The organism is Bacteroidota bacterium (assembly GCA_019637975.1).
Classification (GTDB): Bacteria; Bacteroidota; Ignavibacteria; order UBA10030; family UBA6906; genus CAADGV01.
In genome coordinates this window covers 13,767-28,864 of the sequence record JAHBUR010000002.1, presented here as the reverse complement: position 1 = coordinate 28,864, position 15,098 = coordinate 13,767, and the positions used below count along the sequence as shown (strand labels likewise).

Annotated in this window: 13 protein-coding genes and 1 tRNA gene; 3 read left to right on the top strand and 11 right to left on the bottom strand. The window is 51.8% G+C overall.

The window, feature by feature from the left end; genetic code table 11:
- Nucleotides 1–48 precede the first annotated feature (48 nt).
- Nucleotides 49–123, bottom strand: a tRNA-Pro gene (locus KF749_01075).
- A 140-nt stretch (nucleotides 124–263) separates the two neighbouring features.
- Between KF749_01075 and KF749_01070 the strand changes: the two genes are divergently transcribed.
- From KF749_01070 to KF749_01060, 3 genes are read left to right on the top strand one after another with little or no spacing between them, the layout of a single operon-like run.
- The gene (locus KF749_01070) at nucleotides 264–833 is read left to right on the top strand and encodes a hypothetical protein (GenBank protein ID MBX2989738.1); all 570 of its coding nucleotides are present in this window, start codon (nucleotides 264–266) and stop codon (nucleotides 831–833) included.
- Between the two features lie 2 nt (nucleotides 834–835).
- Nucleotides 836–1,837: a hypothetical protein gene (locus KF749_01065; GenBank protein MBX2989737.1), complete on the top strand. Its 1,002-nt coding sequence runs from the start codon at nucleotides 836–838 to the stop codon at nucleotides 1,835–1,837.
- A gap of 37 nt (nucleotides 1,838–1,874) precedes the next feature.
- Nucleotides 1,875–2,243 carry a hypothetical protein gene (locus KF749_01060; protein ID MBX2989736.1) on the top strand — a complete coding sequence of 123 codons (369 nt, stop codon included), beginning with the start codon at nucleotides 1,875–1,877 and terminating at the stop codon, nucleotides 2,241–2,243.
- A gap of 21 nt (nucleotides 2,244–2,264) precedes the next feature.
- On the opposite strand, the gene KF749_01055 is transcribed toward KF749_01060, so the two are convergent.
- The 10 genes from KF749_01055 to KF749_01010 form a co-directional block, all read right to left on the bottom strand.
- Nucleotides 2,265–3,392, bottom strand: coding sequence for a patatin-like phospholipase family protein (locus KF749_01055; GenBank protein ID MBX2989735.1), 1,128 nt, complete (start codon nucleotides 3,390–3,392; stop codon nucleotides 2,265–2,267).
- A gap of 8 nt (nucleotides 3,393–3,400) precedes the next feature.
- The gene (locus KF749_01050; protein MBX2989734.1) at nucleotides 3,401–5,344 is read right to left on the bottom strand and encodes a tetratricopeptide repeat protein; all 1,944 of its coding nucleotides are present in this window, start codon (nucleotides 5,342–5,344) and stop codon (nucleotides 3,401–3,403) included.
- Nucleotides 5,345–5,385: 41 nt separating this feature from the next.
- Nucleotides 5,386–5,532 (bottom strand): hypothetical protein, encoded by a 147-nt coding sequence (locus KF749_01045; GenBank protein ID MBX2989733.1) that lies wholly within the window; start codon nucleotides 5,530–5,532, stop codon nucleotides 5,386–5,388.
- A gap of 88 nt (nucleotides 5,533–5,620) precedes the next feature.
- Nucleotides 5,621–6,172 (bottom strand): DUF4231 domain-containing protein, encoded by a 552-nt coding sequence (locus KF749_01040; GenBank protein MBX2989732.1) that lies wholly within the window; start codon nucleotides 6,170–6,172, stop codon nucleotides 5,621–5,623.
- Between the two features lie 90 nt (nucleotides 6,173–6,262).
- Nucleotides 6,263–7,768: an OmpA family protein gene (locus KF749_01035; GenBank protein ID MBX2989731.1), complete on the bottom strand. Its 1,506-nt coding sequence runs from the start codon at nucleotides 7,766–7,768 to the stop codon at nucleotides 6,263–6,265.
- A 48-nt stretch (nucleotides 7,769–7,816) separates the two neighbouring features.
- Nucleotides 7,817–10,504, bottom strand: coding sequence for a TonB family protein (locus KF749_01030; protein ID MBX2989730.1), 2,688 nt, complete (start codon nucleotides 10,502–10,504; stop codon nucleotides 7,817–7,819).
- Nucleotides 10,505–10,533: 29 nt separating this feature from the next.
- Nucleotides 10,534–11,916, bottom strand: coding sequence for a toll/interleukin-1 receptor domain-containing protein (locus tag KF749_01025; GenBank protein ID MBX2989729.1), 1,383 nt, complete (start codon nucleotides 11,914–11,916; stop codon nucleotides 10,534–10,536).
- 345 nt (nucleotides 11,917–12,261) lie between these two features.
- Nucleotides 12,262–13,512, bottom strand: a complete 1,251-nt coding sequence (locus KF749_01020; GenBank protein ID MBX2989728.1) for a hypothetical protein — start codon at nucleotides 13,510–13,512, stop codon at nucleotides 12,262–12,264.
- Nucleotides 13,509–14,465, bottom strand: a complete 957-nt coding sequence (miaA, locus tag KF749_01015; GenBank protein MBX2989727.1) for a tRNA (adenosine(37)-N6)-dimethylallyltransferase MiaA — start codon at nucleotides 14,463–14,465, stop codon at nucleotides 13,509–13,511. The genes KF749_01020 and miaA overlap by 4 nt, the downstream gene beginning before the upstream one ends.
- Nucleotides 14,453–15,061, bottom strand: coding sequence for a protein-L-isoaspartate(D-aspartate) O-methyltransferase (locus KF749_01010; protein ID MBX2989726.1), 609 nt, complete (start codon nucleotides 15,059–15,061; stop codon nucleotides 14,453–14,455). The genes miaA and KF749_01010 overlap by 13 nt, the downstream gene beginning before the upstream one ends.
- Nucleotides 15,062–15,098: the final 37 nt, after the last annotated feature.

The window sequence follows — 15,098 nt, the reverse complement described above, 5'->3', positions numbered from 1 at the left end:
TGGATACCGCAAAATGCAAAAGGCCCAGATTTCTCTGAGCCTTCTTTGTCGGGGCGGGGGGATTTGAACCCCCGACCTCTTGGTCCCGAACCAAGCGCGCTAGCCGGGCTGCGCTACGCCCCGTGTCGTTCTTTGCGCAAACAAGATACGCTATTCGGGAACTAGATTCAACGCCTTGCTTTTTGTTACCGATCTTTGATTATTCAGGTCAGTATTTCTGCTCATTCACAATTCATCCCGACGCCGGACCAAGGAACGCCGACATGGAATTCCTTCAATCTTTCAAGGATGTCGCACCCTTCCTCCAACACCCACTTGTGTTGATTGGCTTCGTCGTACTGCTATTCTTCGGCATTCTCACGGCGCTTCTCAAAACCGGAATTCTCCCCCAAATTTCCAAGAAAGCTGCCGCCGAGTTAGCAAAACGTGTCATCAACTTCGGATTCATTATTGCCCTTCTGATTATTGCGCTCGGCTTCTGGCAATACTACCGCGAACCCGACTCACCTACAGCGAAGAACGGGAAGTCAGCCACTGAAGAACCAAAGAAGGCCGACTCGACCGTCAACATTCCTCCCCGCCCGGAAGTCTATTTCACAAACCCGAAACGCTTCCATCGCATCACTCTTGAAATCCCTTCCGACCTGCATAATGCCGATATCACCGTTGACGGAAAATTTGCCGACGTGATTGAAGAAGGACTCAGCTTTGTTGTTTTGCGAATGGAAGAGCGCGAAACAGGCCAGAAGGTTGTTTTGAAGAATCAATTCCGTACGTGCACAACGAACGTGTTGGTTGATAGTGACAAGAGTATCCGGCCATGCTTACAGTAAGAATGAAACAAGTCGCACGCTTCCTCCTATTCATCCTGCTGTCGGGCCTATCTGATACGGCCAGTGCCACGCCACCAGATTCCATCCGGTGCTATGTATGGGATTTTACGACGCGGAGCGGCCAAAGAAATCTGATTACACAACGTTTCACGATAGAGTTTGAAGAGAAGCTGGCACAACAGGGATTCTGCCGGGTTCTTGAACGGCGGAACTTTGCACGGCTGATTGCACACCGGGACAATGAAACGGCTATTCACCGGCTCGACGGGGTTTCACAAGCAACGCTGGACACACTTAAGGCATACGATGCCAACACGGTGGTTTTCGGTGAGGTGTATGACGACACGAGCAGCGGCGAGTACCGGATAGCAGTTACGTTTCAGAACTTCGACAATACCATCAAGGTCTGGAGCATTCGTATGCCCCGCGGACTTGTGAATGATGCCGGCAGCAGGGAAAAGAAGATGGAGGAACTTGTAGAGAACATAGCAAAAAAACCGCGGCCGCCGGATGCGGAGAGTGAGCGGAGAAAATCGTTTTTACGCATCTCCAGAGTATTGAGGGAATTCTCCGTCCGCACACAGAAACTCAACACGCTGTGCGGATACTTGCCCGAACTCGCCCACGGTAACAAACGCGTCGAAGAGGAACTCGCAGCCACCGTCGTTGCCTATAACCAAATGCACGACAGCCTCACTATCAATCAAAACGCCATCATTGAAGAGATTGAAGCCGTTTGGCAGAATCAGGAACTTACACTCCTGACCGAAAAACTCCTGCGATTTGCCCTTGAAGACATCCACCGCAATGATGTTTTCGTTTTCAACGAAATGTTTGTGATGGTCATGGACATCAACAACAAGAGGATTACCGACAGGCGCGACGTCGAGCGGATACGAACGGAAATCAAACAGACAACAGCCCGGCGGGTGGAGTCTTTGAATTCAAAACTCCAACTTCTTGATGATGAAACCGACGCTCTGCTCGCAAAGCTCAAGCAATAAGCACGGGGGGGATTTCGAACACATCAATGAGGCTGATATGCGTAACGTGAATTGTATGGTGGCAATTTTTGCAAGTGCAATTATTGTCCTGGCGAGCTGCACAACGAACGACCCGGCACCGGCCGACTTAACTTACATACCGCCCATAAACGGCGCATTCTGGACAAACACCGCCGACCCCAATCATACATTTGATTTTAACGCCGACTCGAGCAATATCAATGTGAGTACTGGCATCTTTACCGGTACTGAGACGTTGAACTCAACCGTCTCCAACCTGACAGGTTCCTTCAGCAACAGGAACATTTCGATCACAATTCAACGCCCTTCGGGTACTGCAAGGTTTGATGGCCAGTTTCTTAGTGATTCGCTGATTGATTTCGGCTCATTCAGAATAAGACGCTAACGGTCAGGGAGTGAACGCAGTTCATTGCAGAAAACCTGAGAAACACTCTGGCCGTACAAACTTGTTCCCAACCGCCCTCCCCACACGTTGAAGCTTGTCGATGTGTTCCACCGAGTCCATCTTCTGAACATCTTTCGGATTGATATCGGCAAGTTCAAGATCATGCAGACCCTGCTTTGAGAGCTCGGCGTTGAATCGCATGTATGTAAAGAGCTTCGGGTGAACGGGACCCCGCTTGTCAATCATATCGCCGACTTCACGATCAATAGGCATTCCCGAAACACAACGGCCAAACGTCCGGCACAGGAGATCTTGTTCGCTCGAGGCTGCGAACATCAACGCAGCAGGAATGCGACTCGCATTATACACGAGGTTCATGTCGGATGCGTCGAGATTCTCATTTGCATCCGGTGATACACCCGTTCCGACGGAGACAACAAGCATTTCCTGCTCCCCCGTTTTCCAGTTCACGTTGTACGGCTCAACCGTAGCGGTGAGGAAAGCCGCAAACGACGGGTTGTTATAGGTTGTGATTCCCCCATCGACAAAGATGAATTTCTTCTTCCCCACCTGAACTTCTTCCGGAGGAAAAAATACCGGTGCCGCCGTGCTTGCCCGAACGAGTTGCCAGAGAGGGATATCAAGATTGCAGTCGCCCGGGTTTTGCCGTCGTTCAAGCCGATTGTACTTTGCAGCAGGGTTGTTCGTCACAAGCCATGGGGAATCCGTGGTTGCGTTGCGCATCACCAGCAGAAGCAATGTTCTCAGCTTGTCCGAGCCGAGAGTCGTGTCTTTTCCAATCACTTCCTGGAGCTTCCCTCGCAACTTCTCATCATTGTACTTGTGATGAAGAAGCTTGAGAAAGAACGCCTTGTCAAACATCTCCGCGCCGCTGTCGATATAGAATTTCCGGATTGCATCTACCGACATGCCCAGTGAGATGCACGTGGAAATAATGGCGCCTGTGCTTGTCCCCGCCACAAAATCAAAATAGTCGGAGAGAACCATGTCTCTTGTGCTTTGCCGTTCCCGCAATGTCTTTTCGATTGCAGCAAGAATTTCAATGGTGAGAATCCCTCTTATTCCTCCGCCGTCCAATGCGAGAATCTTCTTCGGGCCCGGAGCGGCGATCCGTTCTTGTGCTGTCATGATATTCCTTAGAGAGTATTGATGTCCAGAATCCGGATCCTCCCGGATCGCTTCTTCGCTTCCTGAATCATATGTTGGGTCCCGCCCGGGCCGTCTCCACCCTTTCCATCCCACAAACAAATACAGGTCAGTTTCTCAGGGCCATGCGAAAGTGCCGTGTACAACTGCCAGACATTGTTGCGCGCAAACGGGCTTTGGTTTTTGGCAGACGGGCCGAGTTCTTCCAGCATGAACAGGACTTTCGCATTGGGGTGAGCCTTCACTTCGAAGAATTTTTTGCTCCACTCTTCGCCTGCAAAGCTCACCGAGCGTTGAAGAAATTCCGGTTCGGCAAATGGTAGTCGTAGTTCGAGCCGGGAACCTCGCGCCAAACATGCTTCATCAAACAAGAGGTCACCGCCACAAGCGCCGCTGCAAATCGCCAAATCGCCGGGTCCGGCATTCAATTCTTCGAGTGTTGCGGCAATTGCCGCGGTAACCGAGTCCTTTTTGCTTGGCGGGAACCGCGGGGTGGGCCGGTCGGGTGCATCGATCATGTGGCCGGAAAACAGAATTACAGTACGCGGACTCCACGGCGGGCTCAATCGATCCAATTCCCGCGTGAAAACCGCAAGCGCGGCGTCCACTTCAGCAGGCCTGAAGCCCAGTTGCTGAAGCAGGACGAGCTGTTGCCGGGACGAGTCGAGCGCGAACCAATCTTTTTCTGCTATCGAAACGGCATTTTTGTACGCCTTGACAATTGCGTCAGATTTTCCCTTCAACACTTCAAGATCGCCCATGGAAACTCGCGCCCAATAGTCGGGAGATTCGGAAGTCTCCTTTGCAAGGGCGCTGAGCACTGCCCAGCGAACTCCCCCCTCCAGCGCTTCACGATCTGCATCATCGTCGCTTCCTCCGACGAGATGTTTGAGAAGATACGAAAGCGTAAGGGCGTTGATGCCCGCAAAGTAGTTGGCATGATCGTGCATGAACGCTTCCCGATACTGTTCCATTGACTGACGGAGCAAGGCATCTTCGTAGGCTGCGTCTTCGCGCAGTGCTTCAGGGGTCTTTCCTTCCGTATGCCAGGCTTTTGTCCACTGATCCTTCTTGACTCTGCCAAGAAGCGCTTCGGTCTCTGCATCGTCGGGAGAGGCTTTGATCAATCCTTCCAAAAGAACACTTGCCTCTTCGTGGCGACCCAACCTGCCAAGCAGTATTCCTTTCTTCCGAAGGCTTTCGTTGTCGTCGGGCTCGATTTCGAGTGCCCGTTCGATTTGTTCGAGGGCGAACGAGAATTTGCCGAGCTTGAAAAGCGCATTCCCGGCCGAACGGTACGCCTCCAAATGCAGAATGCGTGTCGGCGCTTCATCAGCCAAGGTAACGATGTCACCGGGTTGTTGTTTCTTCATCGCAATCCTGATGCGCTTCTCCCACCCTTCAAACGCTTCCCAGAATTCGTTTGCTTCCTCAACGTGCAGCGACTTCCAGTCCGGTTCCTTGAGATAACGTAGGTTCTGGTAGACCGGACTGATTTTACGCCCGCGCCATGACGCGAGGGTTTCCTTCGCCATTTCGGCAATCGCAGATTTGTCAGCCTCAAGAAAGTCCGGGTCCGGAACGCCGTTCTTGAGATGATATCTCAACGAACGATCAGTATAAATGTCAAACGGAGTATAGGTTCGGCCGGATTGAATCTGTATGACACCGCGTGATCGAAGTGCATGACGCACGCCCAACTCGTACCACACGTTGGGATTGTCGATGGAAAGGTCTGCGAGAACCAAATCCGCAAGCAGAAGTTCCTGAAACATATCCGTCCGGATGTTGCCACCACGGATTTCCTCGTCTGCACGGAACACATCAAAGCCTGCATATTCAAGTGCAGGCTTGATCAGGTCGGAATACACCCTGTTGAAATCAATGCCCTCCTTCACTCCGAAGGGCATCGCTACAAAAACGTGAACGCTCATGAAGTTGCCTGAGTTTTAGAAGAGTCGGATATACGAATTCGTCAATTCACGTTTTCGCTTCTTTCGCCAGACGCCGTCGCCTGTTGTGCTGTCATTTCGATACGCGTACCGCGATTGTTGCCGCCTTGCTCGCGCGTGCCGACTTCAGCTTCGGCGAGCTGAACGAGTTTTTGAATTGCAGGATTCATTCGGGGACTCCTTGAATATTGTGAGAGAATGCACAGCTATGGATTGTTCTCCAACCGGCCTGTGCCGGAAGTGGGAATGAGTCCCCCGCTATTCGACCTCTCCCTGCCGATTATCAACCTTCTTGTCAGAAGCCTCTTGGACAACCTTGCCGATATAAACGTTCACATCTTGTTGAAGAATTTCTTCAACGTGTGAAGCGAACGAGCGATAGGCTTCGGCGTGCGAGGCGGCGCTGAATGGCCCGCTGAGTTGAAAGAAAAGCCATCCCGTCGTTTTCAGGGATTCCACATTTCGGCGGTAGTGCCGCCACCGTTCGCCGAAATGGAAGAATTCTTCAATTGCAGCACTCATGCCGACGAGCAAGCTGATACCGACTGTACTCCATTTGATGACATCCGCCGCGGCTCCGGCGAGATTCAGGCTAATCAGGGCAGGGACCAATACTCCACCAATGATTGTCACCATTCGCAAGGCATAGTACCGTGAACGGGCCTTGTTGGCACTTGCTTCCATCCACATCACTTGATCCAGCCAGCGGGAATGGAGAAATCGCTTTTGGAGATCCGTCAGAGTGAGGGAGTCAATCAGGCTGCCGAGATTTTTCTTCAGCCAATCATGATAGGACGATTTGTCGGGCATACAATTTTCTCGATTGTCCTGAAATGAATTCAAGACGCCGCCTTTGTATCACTGCAGAGGCGGCGCCGTCGGATTTAACAGGCAAGTTGTTTAGTTATTCTTGTATATCTCAACACGTCTGTTCCTCGCCCGGCCTTCAACAGTGCTGTTTGACGCCACAGGCTCACGACTTCCTTTGCCTTGCGTTGTCATTCGGGAACGTTCGATCCCTCGTCGTGCAAGCCACGTCTTCACAACTTCGGCCCTGTCGAGGGAAAGCCTGTCGTTGATTCTGTCGGTACCCGTCGTGTCCGCATGCCCTGTAATCATCACCGCAACCTCCGGATTTTGACGGAGGATGGTAAGGGCCGTAAACAAACTTGACGTATCGGGTAGCAACGATCTCCCAACCCCGAAATTCGCCACAACAAATCGCCGGTCAAATTCAATTGTTGTCAGGTCGGGTTCCGGCACGGCAAATGCGCCGCAATCTTTCTTGAGCGGGTCGGTCTTGTATTTCAACACTTCGTCACCATCAGAACACCCGTCACCATCGGTGTCGGGTTTCAAGGGATCAGTTCTGTATTTTATTACTTCAGCACCGTCCGAGAGTCCGTCACCGTCGGTATCGGCCTTGAGGGGATCCGTTTTGTACTTCAGCACTTCATCGCCGTCTGAAAGTCCATCGCCGTCAGTGTCGGCTTTCAAAGGATCTGTCTTGTACCGCAGCACTTCGTCGCCATCCGAAAGACCGTCGCCATCCGTGTCAGGTATCATGGGATCGGTCTTGTACTTGAAAATCTCGTCAAAATCGGAAAGCCCGTCGCCGTCCGAATCTGATCTCATGGGGTCAGTTTTGTACTTGAATATTTCGTCGCCATCCGACAAGCCATCGTTGTCAGTATCCGGATTGCACGGATCTGTTCCGAGTTTTCGTTCCTCATCGGTGGTCAAGCCGTCTTTGTCAGGATCGTCGCTATAGTCGTCAATCCCGTCACAGGGTTTCTTCCTGCTGAAGTACCAGTTCAGGCCCCCTTTTGCATTGAGATAATAGTCGAACGAATTCTTCGAGAAGGTGTCGGTTTTGTCATCCATCAGCCGGATTCCTCCTTCAACCATGAGAGCAACGTTGCTGAAGAGAAACGTTTCAATCCCGACTCCCGCAGGAATATGATACGAGAACTTCAATCCCCGCCCGTCGACAAAATTCCCGAGGCCATCCTTACGTTGATATGCTATTCCTCCGATGCCGGCATAGATGAAGGGCGCAACGCGACTCCCCGGAAACAAATGTATCGTCCCGACAAATGAAGCCGGAAAGGCATGGAGCTTCAAATAATCCGCGGCAAGCCCCGGGACGTTGTTCGGTTTGTTGTTTGCCTTGAGTTCCTCGTATCCGGCCTGCAAGCCGAACGAAAACCATGGGGCAACACCGTATCGGAGCATCACTTCCAGGCCGTCGCCGGCCACAACATTGTCAAGCTCGGTCAACCAAAGGTTCACTCCTGCGTGTGCCCCGAACACCCACCTTTTTTCTGTTTCCTGCGCAGTCACGTGTGAGGGCAATAGCAGCAAGCCCGAAAGAAGCAGAGTACAACACATGATACTTTTGTGCATGGTGATTTCTCCCTGTTTTGTTGATGGTTGAAGGTAATGCTGTCACGTTCATTGGCTTGCCGGATGCCTGAACGGGTATTTGGTTTTCCAGTATCCGCCCCCCTGAAATATTCCTCTTCTGGCAGCGCGAACAGCCGCTGAGTCAAGAAGAGGGTGAACACCTTCGAGTACCTGGACATTGGCAACGTTGCCTTGCGGGTCAATCAAGGCTCTGATTCTCACCGACCCGCTGACTCGCGAGGCCAACGCTTCACGCGGATATTCGGCCACGACATCGTTCGGATTCTGGAGGACCGGCATGGCAATGGTTTGCAGAATCCGGAGATTTCCCAGATCCATTCGAGGCGTATTCAGGTTGATTCCTTCTCTCCTCAACTCCTCATATCCAAAACCGGAAACCTTCATCCGATACATTCCATACGGAAGATTGTTCAGACTAAACCTCCCGTCCCTGCCCGATTGCGTTTGCCGTCGTGCCGACCCTTCCACATTAACGACAGCGCCTTCGACGGCGTCATTATCTGAATCCACAACTCTTCCGCCAAGACTTCCGGCAATAACCGGCTCCCGCTGCACACGTTCAACAGCCCCCAACTGAACGGTCAACAGGGCACGTCCCGGTTCGATATCAACAAGTGTCGTTTCCCGAAATCCCTCGCGGGATATTCTCAATTGATATTTCTGCATGCGAAGGTCTTCAATCGCGAAGGCTCCATTTGCATCAGAAACAAAACTATTTCCATCGAGAACGATGACAGCCTGCCCAATTCCGCGGTTGCTGTTGTCCACAATTCTGCCACTAATCCTACTCCTTTCTTCGGGTTGCGGAGATGTGCGTACAGGGTCGTCCGGCGGTTTTGGAGGCGGCACTCCGCGTTCCAGTGCACCCAAACCGAGCACACTATCCTGCCGTCTCAGTATGGAGTCGACTCGACTGAGAAGTACTACCATGCTATCATGCCCTGAACTTCCGAGTCTCATTTCATCAAGCATGAGTGAAGCCGTGCGTAGCGTCTTCCGCGCCTCGACAAGCTCCTTCGCCGCGCTCGCTTTTTCCATCAGATCTTTTCCGACGAAGAACAAGACCGTGCAACAAACACCGAGAAGCAGAAGGATCCGTGTGCGCCGGAGTCGCTCACGGGCCGCTTCCTGGATTGGCTTCACCAACGAATCATGCGTCAACTCGTAGTAATGACTGCCCAGCCGGGATTCTGCACGAAGGAGATGCTTCGCGATAAGTTCATCCAACAGCGCCCGCGATACTTTGTACTTGTCCGCAATGAACTCGCCGTCAAGACTCAATCGCCGACCCGACATGCTGATGAGCCCGTTTTCGCAAAGCGTATGCGCTACCCACCATTGTGCGGGTGATAGTTGCTTCATTTGTACCCGATAAAAATCCCGCAGGATGTTTTGCATTCCTTCTTCACCGCCGAGATCATGCAGTGATACCGATACTGTCTCATACCTTGACTGTTTGCGGAGAACCGTTTGTTCAACGTGCTGACAGAGAAGTTGAATTTGGGGAGTCTCGATTTCCGCTTGCCGTTCCGTTCGGCTGTCGTTCAATGGCTTCGGAAACTGCCGCCAGCGGAGCCACGCAATCCAACCCGAAGCAAATGCGCCGATAAGCGCTGTCAAGATAATCTTCGATTCAACGGAAAGGTCAGTCCCTCCCACCGCCGACCAGTATCTTGCCAAATTTACAAGTTGGAAAACAAGGGCCGCAGTGACGACGTACACGGGCTTGAGCGGAAAGTAGTATGCCAGTATCAACGATGCAAACGCTATCCCAATAGAAAGTACGGCGGGCTGCCGCATAAAAATCACGCTGTCACCGAGGGTGCCGATCACAGGATCAAAAATGTAGGAGAAGAGGGCAATTCCTAACCCGACCAAAACCCACGGGACGAGCCGTCTTGATCCGCCCGGCCGTTCTGCAATTTCAGTCCCTCCCTTTTGCAGAAAACCGAGCATCGCGTCAACAGTCTGATCTTCGTATGTGAAGGGCCGGGATGCGAATTGTGAATTTCCCAGCAAAGCAGGCTCGATTATTGCCCTTCGGGCTTGCGCCGGAGTCAGCGAGCGAAGCCTGAAACGGTTCCGGAAGATCGAGGGAATATCGGCATGGATTTCCTCCAGATGTGCCAGATACTCTTCGCGGAGAGAGAGAACAACCTTGACATCGGGAGGGGTAGATGCAACCTTCTTTGTCTGCGTCTCGGTTTTCTGTCCCGGCGAGCCAGGTGTGTGACCTTGGATTAGTTTCGCGAGTTGTCGGAAGAATTCATTCTGCTGTTCCCGCGAGTAATCGAGAGTAAACATTTCCTCGAATTGATCGAATATCAGAACAGGCGTTAACAGCACATCGCCAGCTCCCCAGAACTCACAGCTTCTGATATATTCGAGAAGCGAAGATGTATTGCCGGCCACAAATTCAAGGTGCCGATCCGCAGCCGCCTGCCGCACCTGGCCGTCAATCAAGTCGATAAGCGGCTTCTGCGAGTCATTCAGACGAATGGGAATGGGAACGTACCCTCGTTCCCGCAAGGAGGGAGAAACGCCTGCATTCAACAGTGATGATTTCCCGGCCCCGGACTTCGAGAAGAGAACAACGAGCCGCTCAGCGAGGACGAGATGCAAGAAGCGCTGCACATCATCCTCACGACCTTTGAACAGCAACCGGTCACGTTCTGTATCCTGAAACGGACGTGTTCCCGGGTATCGTTGGTGCATTGGGTCTGCCATTACTTCGCCCCTGTCATTTATTTCTTCCTCCGCTGCTGATCCCGCCGGATATCTTTCAGAAGGCTCTCGATATTGCTGAAGTCTGTCAGGTCTGTACACTGCCACGTGGAGAATTCCTCACGCAACTCGCATTGCTCAATTTTCACCGGGAGAATAAATGTAATCTGATCGGGAAACTCGAGCCTCTCCTCCAATGCCAATTTGATTTCCTTGTTTACATAACTCTTTTGCTTCCCTTTGGCAGCCAGGGCATTGCTCTGCACAACAAGAAAATAATCAACCCCCTTGATTTGTTTCTCGAGCAATTGATCCCACTGATCGCCGCCGCGAATGCCTTCCTTGTCTATCCACGGATTCATTCCTGCTTCATGCAGCCGCTGCCAGATTCGCATCGCAGTCTCCTTGTCTTCGCTGGCGTGACAAATGAAGATCGTCGGCGCATCTCCGGAAATATCATCCATCATCGACGTGGATTGCGTGACAGCTTTCTCTTTGACTTCCTCCACTGGAGGCTCTTGTGTATTTGAGGAAGACTGCGGGACGTTCGATTGCACCTGCGCTTCGAAGCGGCTTCTCAGCTCATTGACAAATTCGCCAACAGCCCTATCTGAGAAATTGATCTTGAGACTGTCCTTGAAAAGGAATGAGACTTGCGCAAGCGATGCGTTTTCGGGCGAATCGGGTTCAAGTGCAAACGAGCGGCTCGTCTTCTCCGACTTGCCGGTTTTGCTGTTCAGCAGAATGTAGAGGAGAATGCGAAGATACCAGTTCCGAAATCCGAATCCGACAAAAAGAAAACTCTTGTTCTTGTCACGAAACTCGCTCATGATATTGTTGTGAATGGGCGGGTCTTTTGTAGTGATTGCGACGAGGAATTCGAGAAAATGCTTCTCGGTGATGACAAGTGATTCATGCACGGCAGTGGAACCGTACAGCGAATACACAAACGGGTCCGTTCGGGATTCCCATCTCACCATATCACGCGGCTCGCCACGGTAATTATACAGGTCTGTCGCGTATTTCTTCCCTGCTTTCTCCAGCGCTTGGAGAAACAACGAATCGTGACAGGCGTTGACAACAAGCTGAAAGGGCAGTTGAGCCAAGTCCGCATGCAGTGCATCTACTTCAACTTTCCGGTTCTTGTAGTAGTCAGCGGTATCCAACCGGAGATCTTCTTCGGAAGTGAAGTCGGCGTATTGTTGTGCGGTGGTGAGGAGATCGTCAGGGTCGAGAACCTTGTGGTCCTTCGAGAGCTCGTCAGCTAACTTGTTAGCCAGAATCCGGTTCAGTGTTCTGAATTCACCGCTAACCTTTTCTGTTGCAGCGTCAGGACCCAGAACGAGGATGCAGCTTCCGGTTTCTATGTTATGAACGAGCGTTCTCCAATCACGGTCGTTCATGTACATCCCTGCAATTTTCGGCGTCGCGCAATGGGAGTCATTAATGAAATAGGTTCGTGACTCTTCTTGGATGTAGTTCTACAAGTGATGAGGCGAGAGTTCTTTGCGGTTGTAGTGTTATTCAGGGTTGGAGCGACTCTTTTCTCAAGAGAGGAAGCAAATCTCTGCTCCTCATCATAAGTTAAGGCAACCAAATGTCGAAATGGGATTGTCAGTTTCTTGAAGAACAATCGTTTGACAACGAGTTGCATTCAATCTAACGGAGATGGGTGACATTGTCAAGATAACGCCAAATCAGCCTGCTCTTGGGAAATGGAGTATCGCAGAAATAAGCGACGTCACTATTCACTGATACAGAGTCAGCAGGTCAATGCGTCGATCAATCTCCTGCATCAGTTCTTCATATCGCTGATCACCTGGCCCGCCGAATCGGCGCGCAAAGACCTGTTTTGACAAGAAGTCCGGCAAATCAAGCGTCGCCGGAATCAAATCCACCGTGCCTCCTTTCAATCGGTCTTGCAGTTCCCGTGCGGACACTGCACTTCGGGCGGCCATCTCGCCGAAACGCGTTCCGGCCTTATCTGCACAAATGTCGCTGAACGAGAACCCGCTGCCTCCTTTCGCATCCGACAGTTCCTTGTACAGGCCGATCGCATCCGAGAGTGGCGAACCGGCATGGGCGGCAATCGCTGCCGAGACAATAAAGTGCTTCGCCAGATCATCCCTGCCGTTAAGTGTGACTGTGTATCGGGAAGGCTGAGGCCACTCTCTTGACGCGGGAACCAGCCGGTGAAAGCCTCTGCCGGTAACGTACGTTGCGAGAAGAAGAATTGCCGATCTATTCTCGGCTATCGCGTCCCCTCGTAATGAACGTTCCTGACTCAGAGAGAAGATAGGGATCAGAAGATTGGTAAGTGGAATATTCTTTCCGGACAACGGGCGGATTGTCTCGACAAGAAGGGAATGATATGCTTGGAGGCGTTCTTGCTCCTGTTGCGTCACAAACACGTTGCGAAGTCTGTCCGGCAACCCGTCCTGCCACTCGTATGCGACCTCAAGCGTACCGGATGAAATATCGACCTTCTTTACCATGTCTGTGGCAACACTATACTTGACGTGCTTTTGCAGTTCTCCAATACCGAACTGAATCAAGCGATTTGCAACCCAAGCAGGCAAGGGAAGACTGCCGATCCGCAAACTCTTCAGTTGCAAACCGGAACCGCTCTCTACAACAGAAGCTTCGATATTTGCATATTTCCCAATCGGATTGGACGGCAATTGAACACTTGCCGTCAGAACCAGCTTCTCCTCTTCCAGCGTGATGCGCGCCCCTCCTCCGGCGTACCGATTGACAAGGTAGTTGGCGGTAAGATCAAGATCCCGTTGGTCGATTGCCACCATTTGCCGCTGCCCGGACCGCAATGTGCGGGGATCATTTTCTCTGAGAATTTCCCTCGCCCGGCCGATGCTGGCTGGAGTAATTTCTGCAACGCGATTCACTTTCATCTCATTATCAACGGCGAGAAACAGGACTGTAACCAGTGCCAATGGAAACAGCAAGAGAAGAACCAACAGAATGTAGAGTAAGCGTTTCACTCCCCGCGTTGTCCCAATAGCTGTTGGTAGATGGTGTCGGCGAGTTGCCCGTAATCAGTTGTTTCGTCACACTTCAGCCACTTGATTCTTGCGTCGCGCCGGAACCAGGTCAGCTGGCGTTTGGCATACCGGCGGGAATTCTGCTTGAAGAGCCGGAGCATCTCATCATACGAAATGTCGCCGCGCCGGTATGCAAACGCTTCAGCATAGCCGACTGTGTTAAGTGCATTGAATGAGGATGAGTATCCGCATCGTTCCAACAAATCGATTTCTTTCAAGAGTCCTTCGTCAAGCATTGCTTCGCATCGTCGGTTGATGCGGTCGTACAGTTTCGTCCGTTCCCACTCCAATCCGAAGAGCAGGGGAGTAAAACGGATTTCGATCCGGAATTCCTGATGAAGTTGCGAAAGAGCTTTCCCGGTAATGTGAAACACTTCCAGCGCCCGGACAATTCGTCTTGGTTTTGTCGGATCGATCCGTTCCGCTGATACAGGATCAACACGACGAAGTTCCTCGATCAAAACACGAAGTTCACCCGATGCAACTCGCTGATCAAGGATTTTCCTGAAATCCTTATCGGCGCCCGGCCCTTCAAAGAAACCGTCAATCAGCGATTGAATGTAGAGTCCCGATCCGCCTACAACAACAGGCATCTTGTTGCGGGAAAAAATCTCATCAATGATGATTCTCCCCTTCTCACCAAATTCTCCAGCACTAAATTCCTGATCGGGTGTGAGAATATCTACGAAATGATGTTTGACCGAAGAGAGTCGAAGCGCTGAGGGTTTTGCCGTTCCGATAGTGAGGTGTTTATAGATTTGCCTTGAATCTGCGGAGAGGATCTCGCCGTCGGTACGCTTGGCCAATTCCATGGCAACATCCGTCTTGCCCGAGGCGGTGGGTCCGACGAGAACAGGCACTTTCCGCTTCGTTGCGAACGTTACCGGCTCCATCCCATTTTTCCGATGAGGGGCACGAACTTGAAACCGTGAATTTCCTTGCGTTCAAATTTCTCACCCAAACGCGTCACAACCATGAGAGTCTGAAAGTCAAGATCACCAACCGGAATAACGAGTTTTCCGCCGTTGTCGAGTTGTTTCATGAGCGGTTCGGGAACATCGGGAGCTCCCGCCGTAACGATAATACCGTTGAAAGGGGCAAACTCATTCCACCCCACTGTGCCGTCTCCCGCTTTCGAGGCAATGCGGTAGTTCAGTCTGTCGAAGAGCCGTCGTGCTCCGCTCAGTAATTCGGCATGGCGTTCAATGGTGAATACTCTCGCCCCCATTTCCGCAAGAACCGCGGCCTGATATCCCGAGCCTGTTCCGATTTCCAGAACCTTGTCGCCCGCCTTCACGCCCAGTGCCTGCGTCATAAAAGCAACAGTGTATGGCTGGGAGATGGTTTGCTGCATCCCAATGGGTAACGCGGAATCCTCGTAGGCTCGACTCGTGAAGGGCTCCGGAACGAACAGGTGGCGTTTGACTGTTAACATGCTGCGCAAAAGGAGGGAGTCGGTAATCCCCCTGTCCTTCAGCAAAGAGATCATCCCCAGCAATTCGTCGTCAAATCTTCCCAACAATCCG

Coding starts and splice junctions, on each gene's coding strand:
- KF749_01070 (MBX2989738.1), top strand. CDS start 264: ATGGAATTCCTTCAATCTTTCAAGGATGTCGCACCCTTCCTCCAACAC.
- KF749_01065 (MBX2989737.1), top strand. CDS start 836: ATGAAACAAGTCGCACGCTTCCTCCTATTCATCCTGCTGTCGGGCCTA.
- KF749_01060 (MBX2989736.1), top strand. CDS start 1,875: ATGCGTAACGTGAATTGTATGGTGGCAATTTTTGCAAGTGCAATTATT.
- KF749_01055 (MBX2989735.1), bottom strand. CDS start 3,392: ATGACAGCACAAGAACGGATCGCCGCTCCGGGCCCGAAGAAGATTCTC.
- KF749_01050 (MBX2989734.1), bottom strand. CDS start 5,344: ATGAGCGTTCACGTTTTTGTAGCGATGCCCTTCGGAGTGAAGGAGGGC.
- KF749_01045 (MBX2989733.1), bottom strand. CDS start 5,532: ATGAATCCTGCAATTCAAAAACTCGTTCAGCTCGCCGAAGCTGAAGTC.
- KF749_01040 (MBX2989732.1), bottom strand. CDS start 6,172: ATGCCCGACAAATCGTCCTATCATGATTGGCTGAAGAAAAATCTCGGC.
- KF749_01035 (MBX2989731.1), bottom strand. CDS start 7,768: ATGCACAAAAGTATCATGTGTTGTACTCTGCTTCTTTCGGGCTTGCTG.
- KF749_01030 (MBX2989730.1), bottom strand. CDS start 10,504: ATGCACCAACGATACCCGGGAACACGTCCGTTTCAGGATACAGAACGT.
- KF749_01025 (MBX2989729.1), bottom strand. CDS start 11,916: ATGAACGACCGTGATTGGAGAACGCTCGTTCATAACATAGAAACCGGA.
- miaA (MBX2989727.1), bottom strand. CDS start 14,465: ATGGAGCCGGTAACGTTCGCAACGAAGCGGAAAGTGCCTGTTCTCGTC.
- KF749_01010 (MBX2989726.1), bottom strand. CDS start 15,061: ATGATCTCTTTGCTGAAGGACAGGGGGATTACCGACTCCCTCCTTTTG.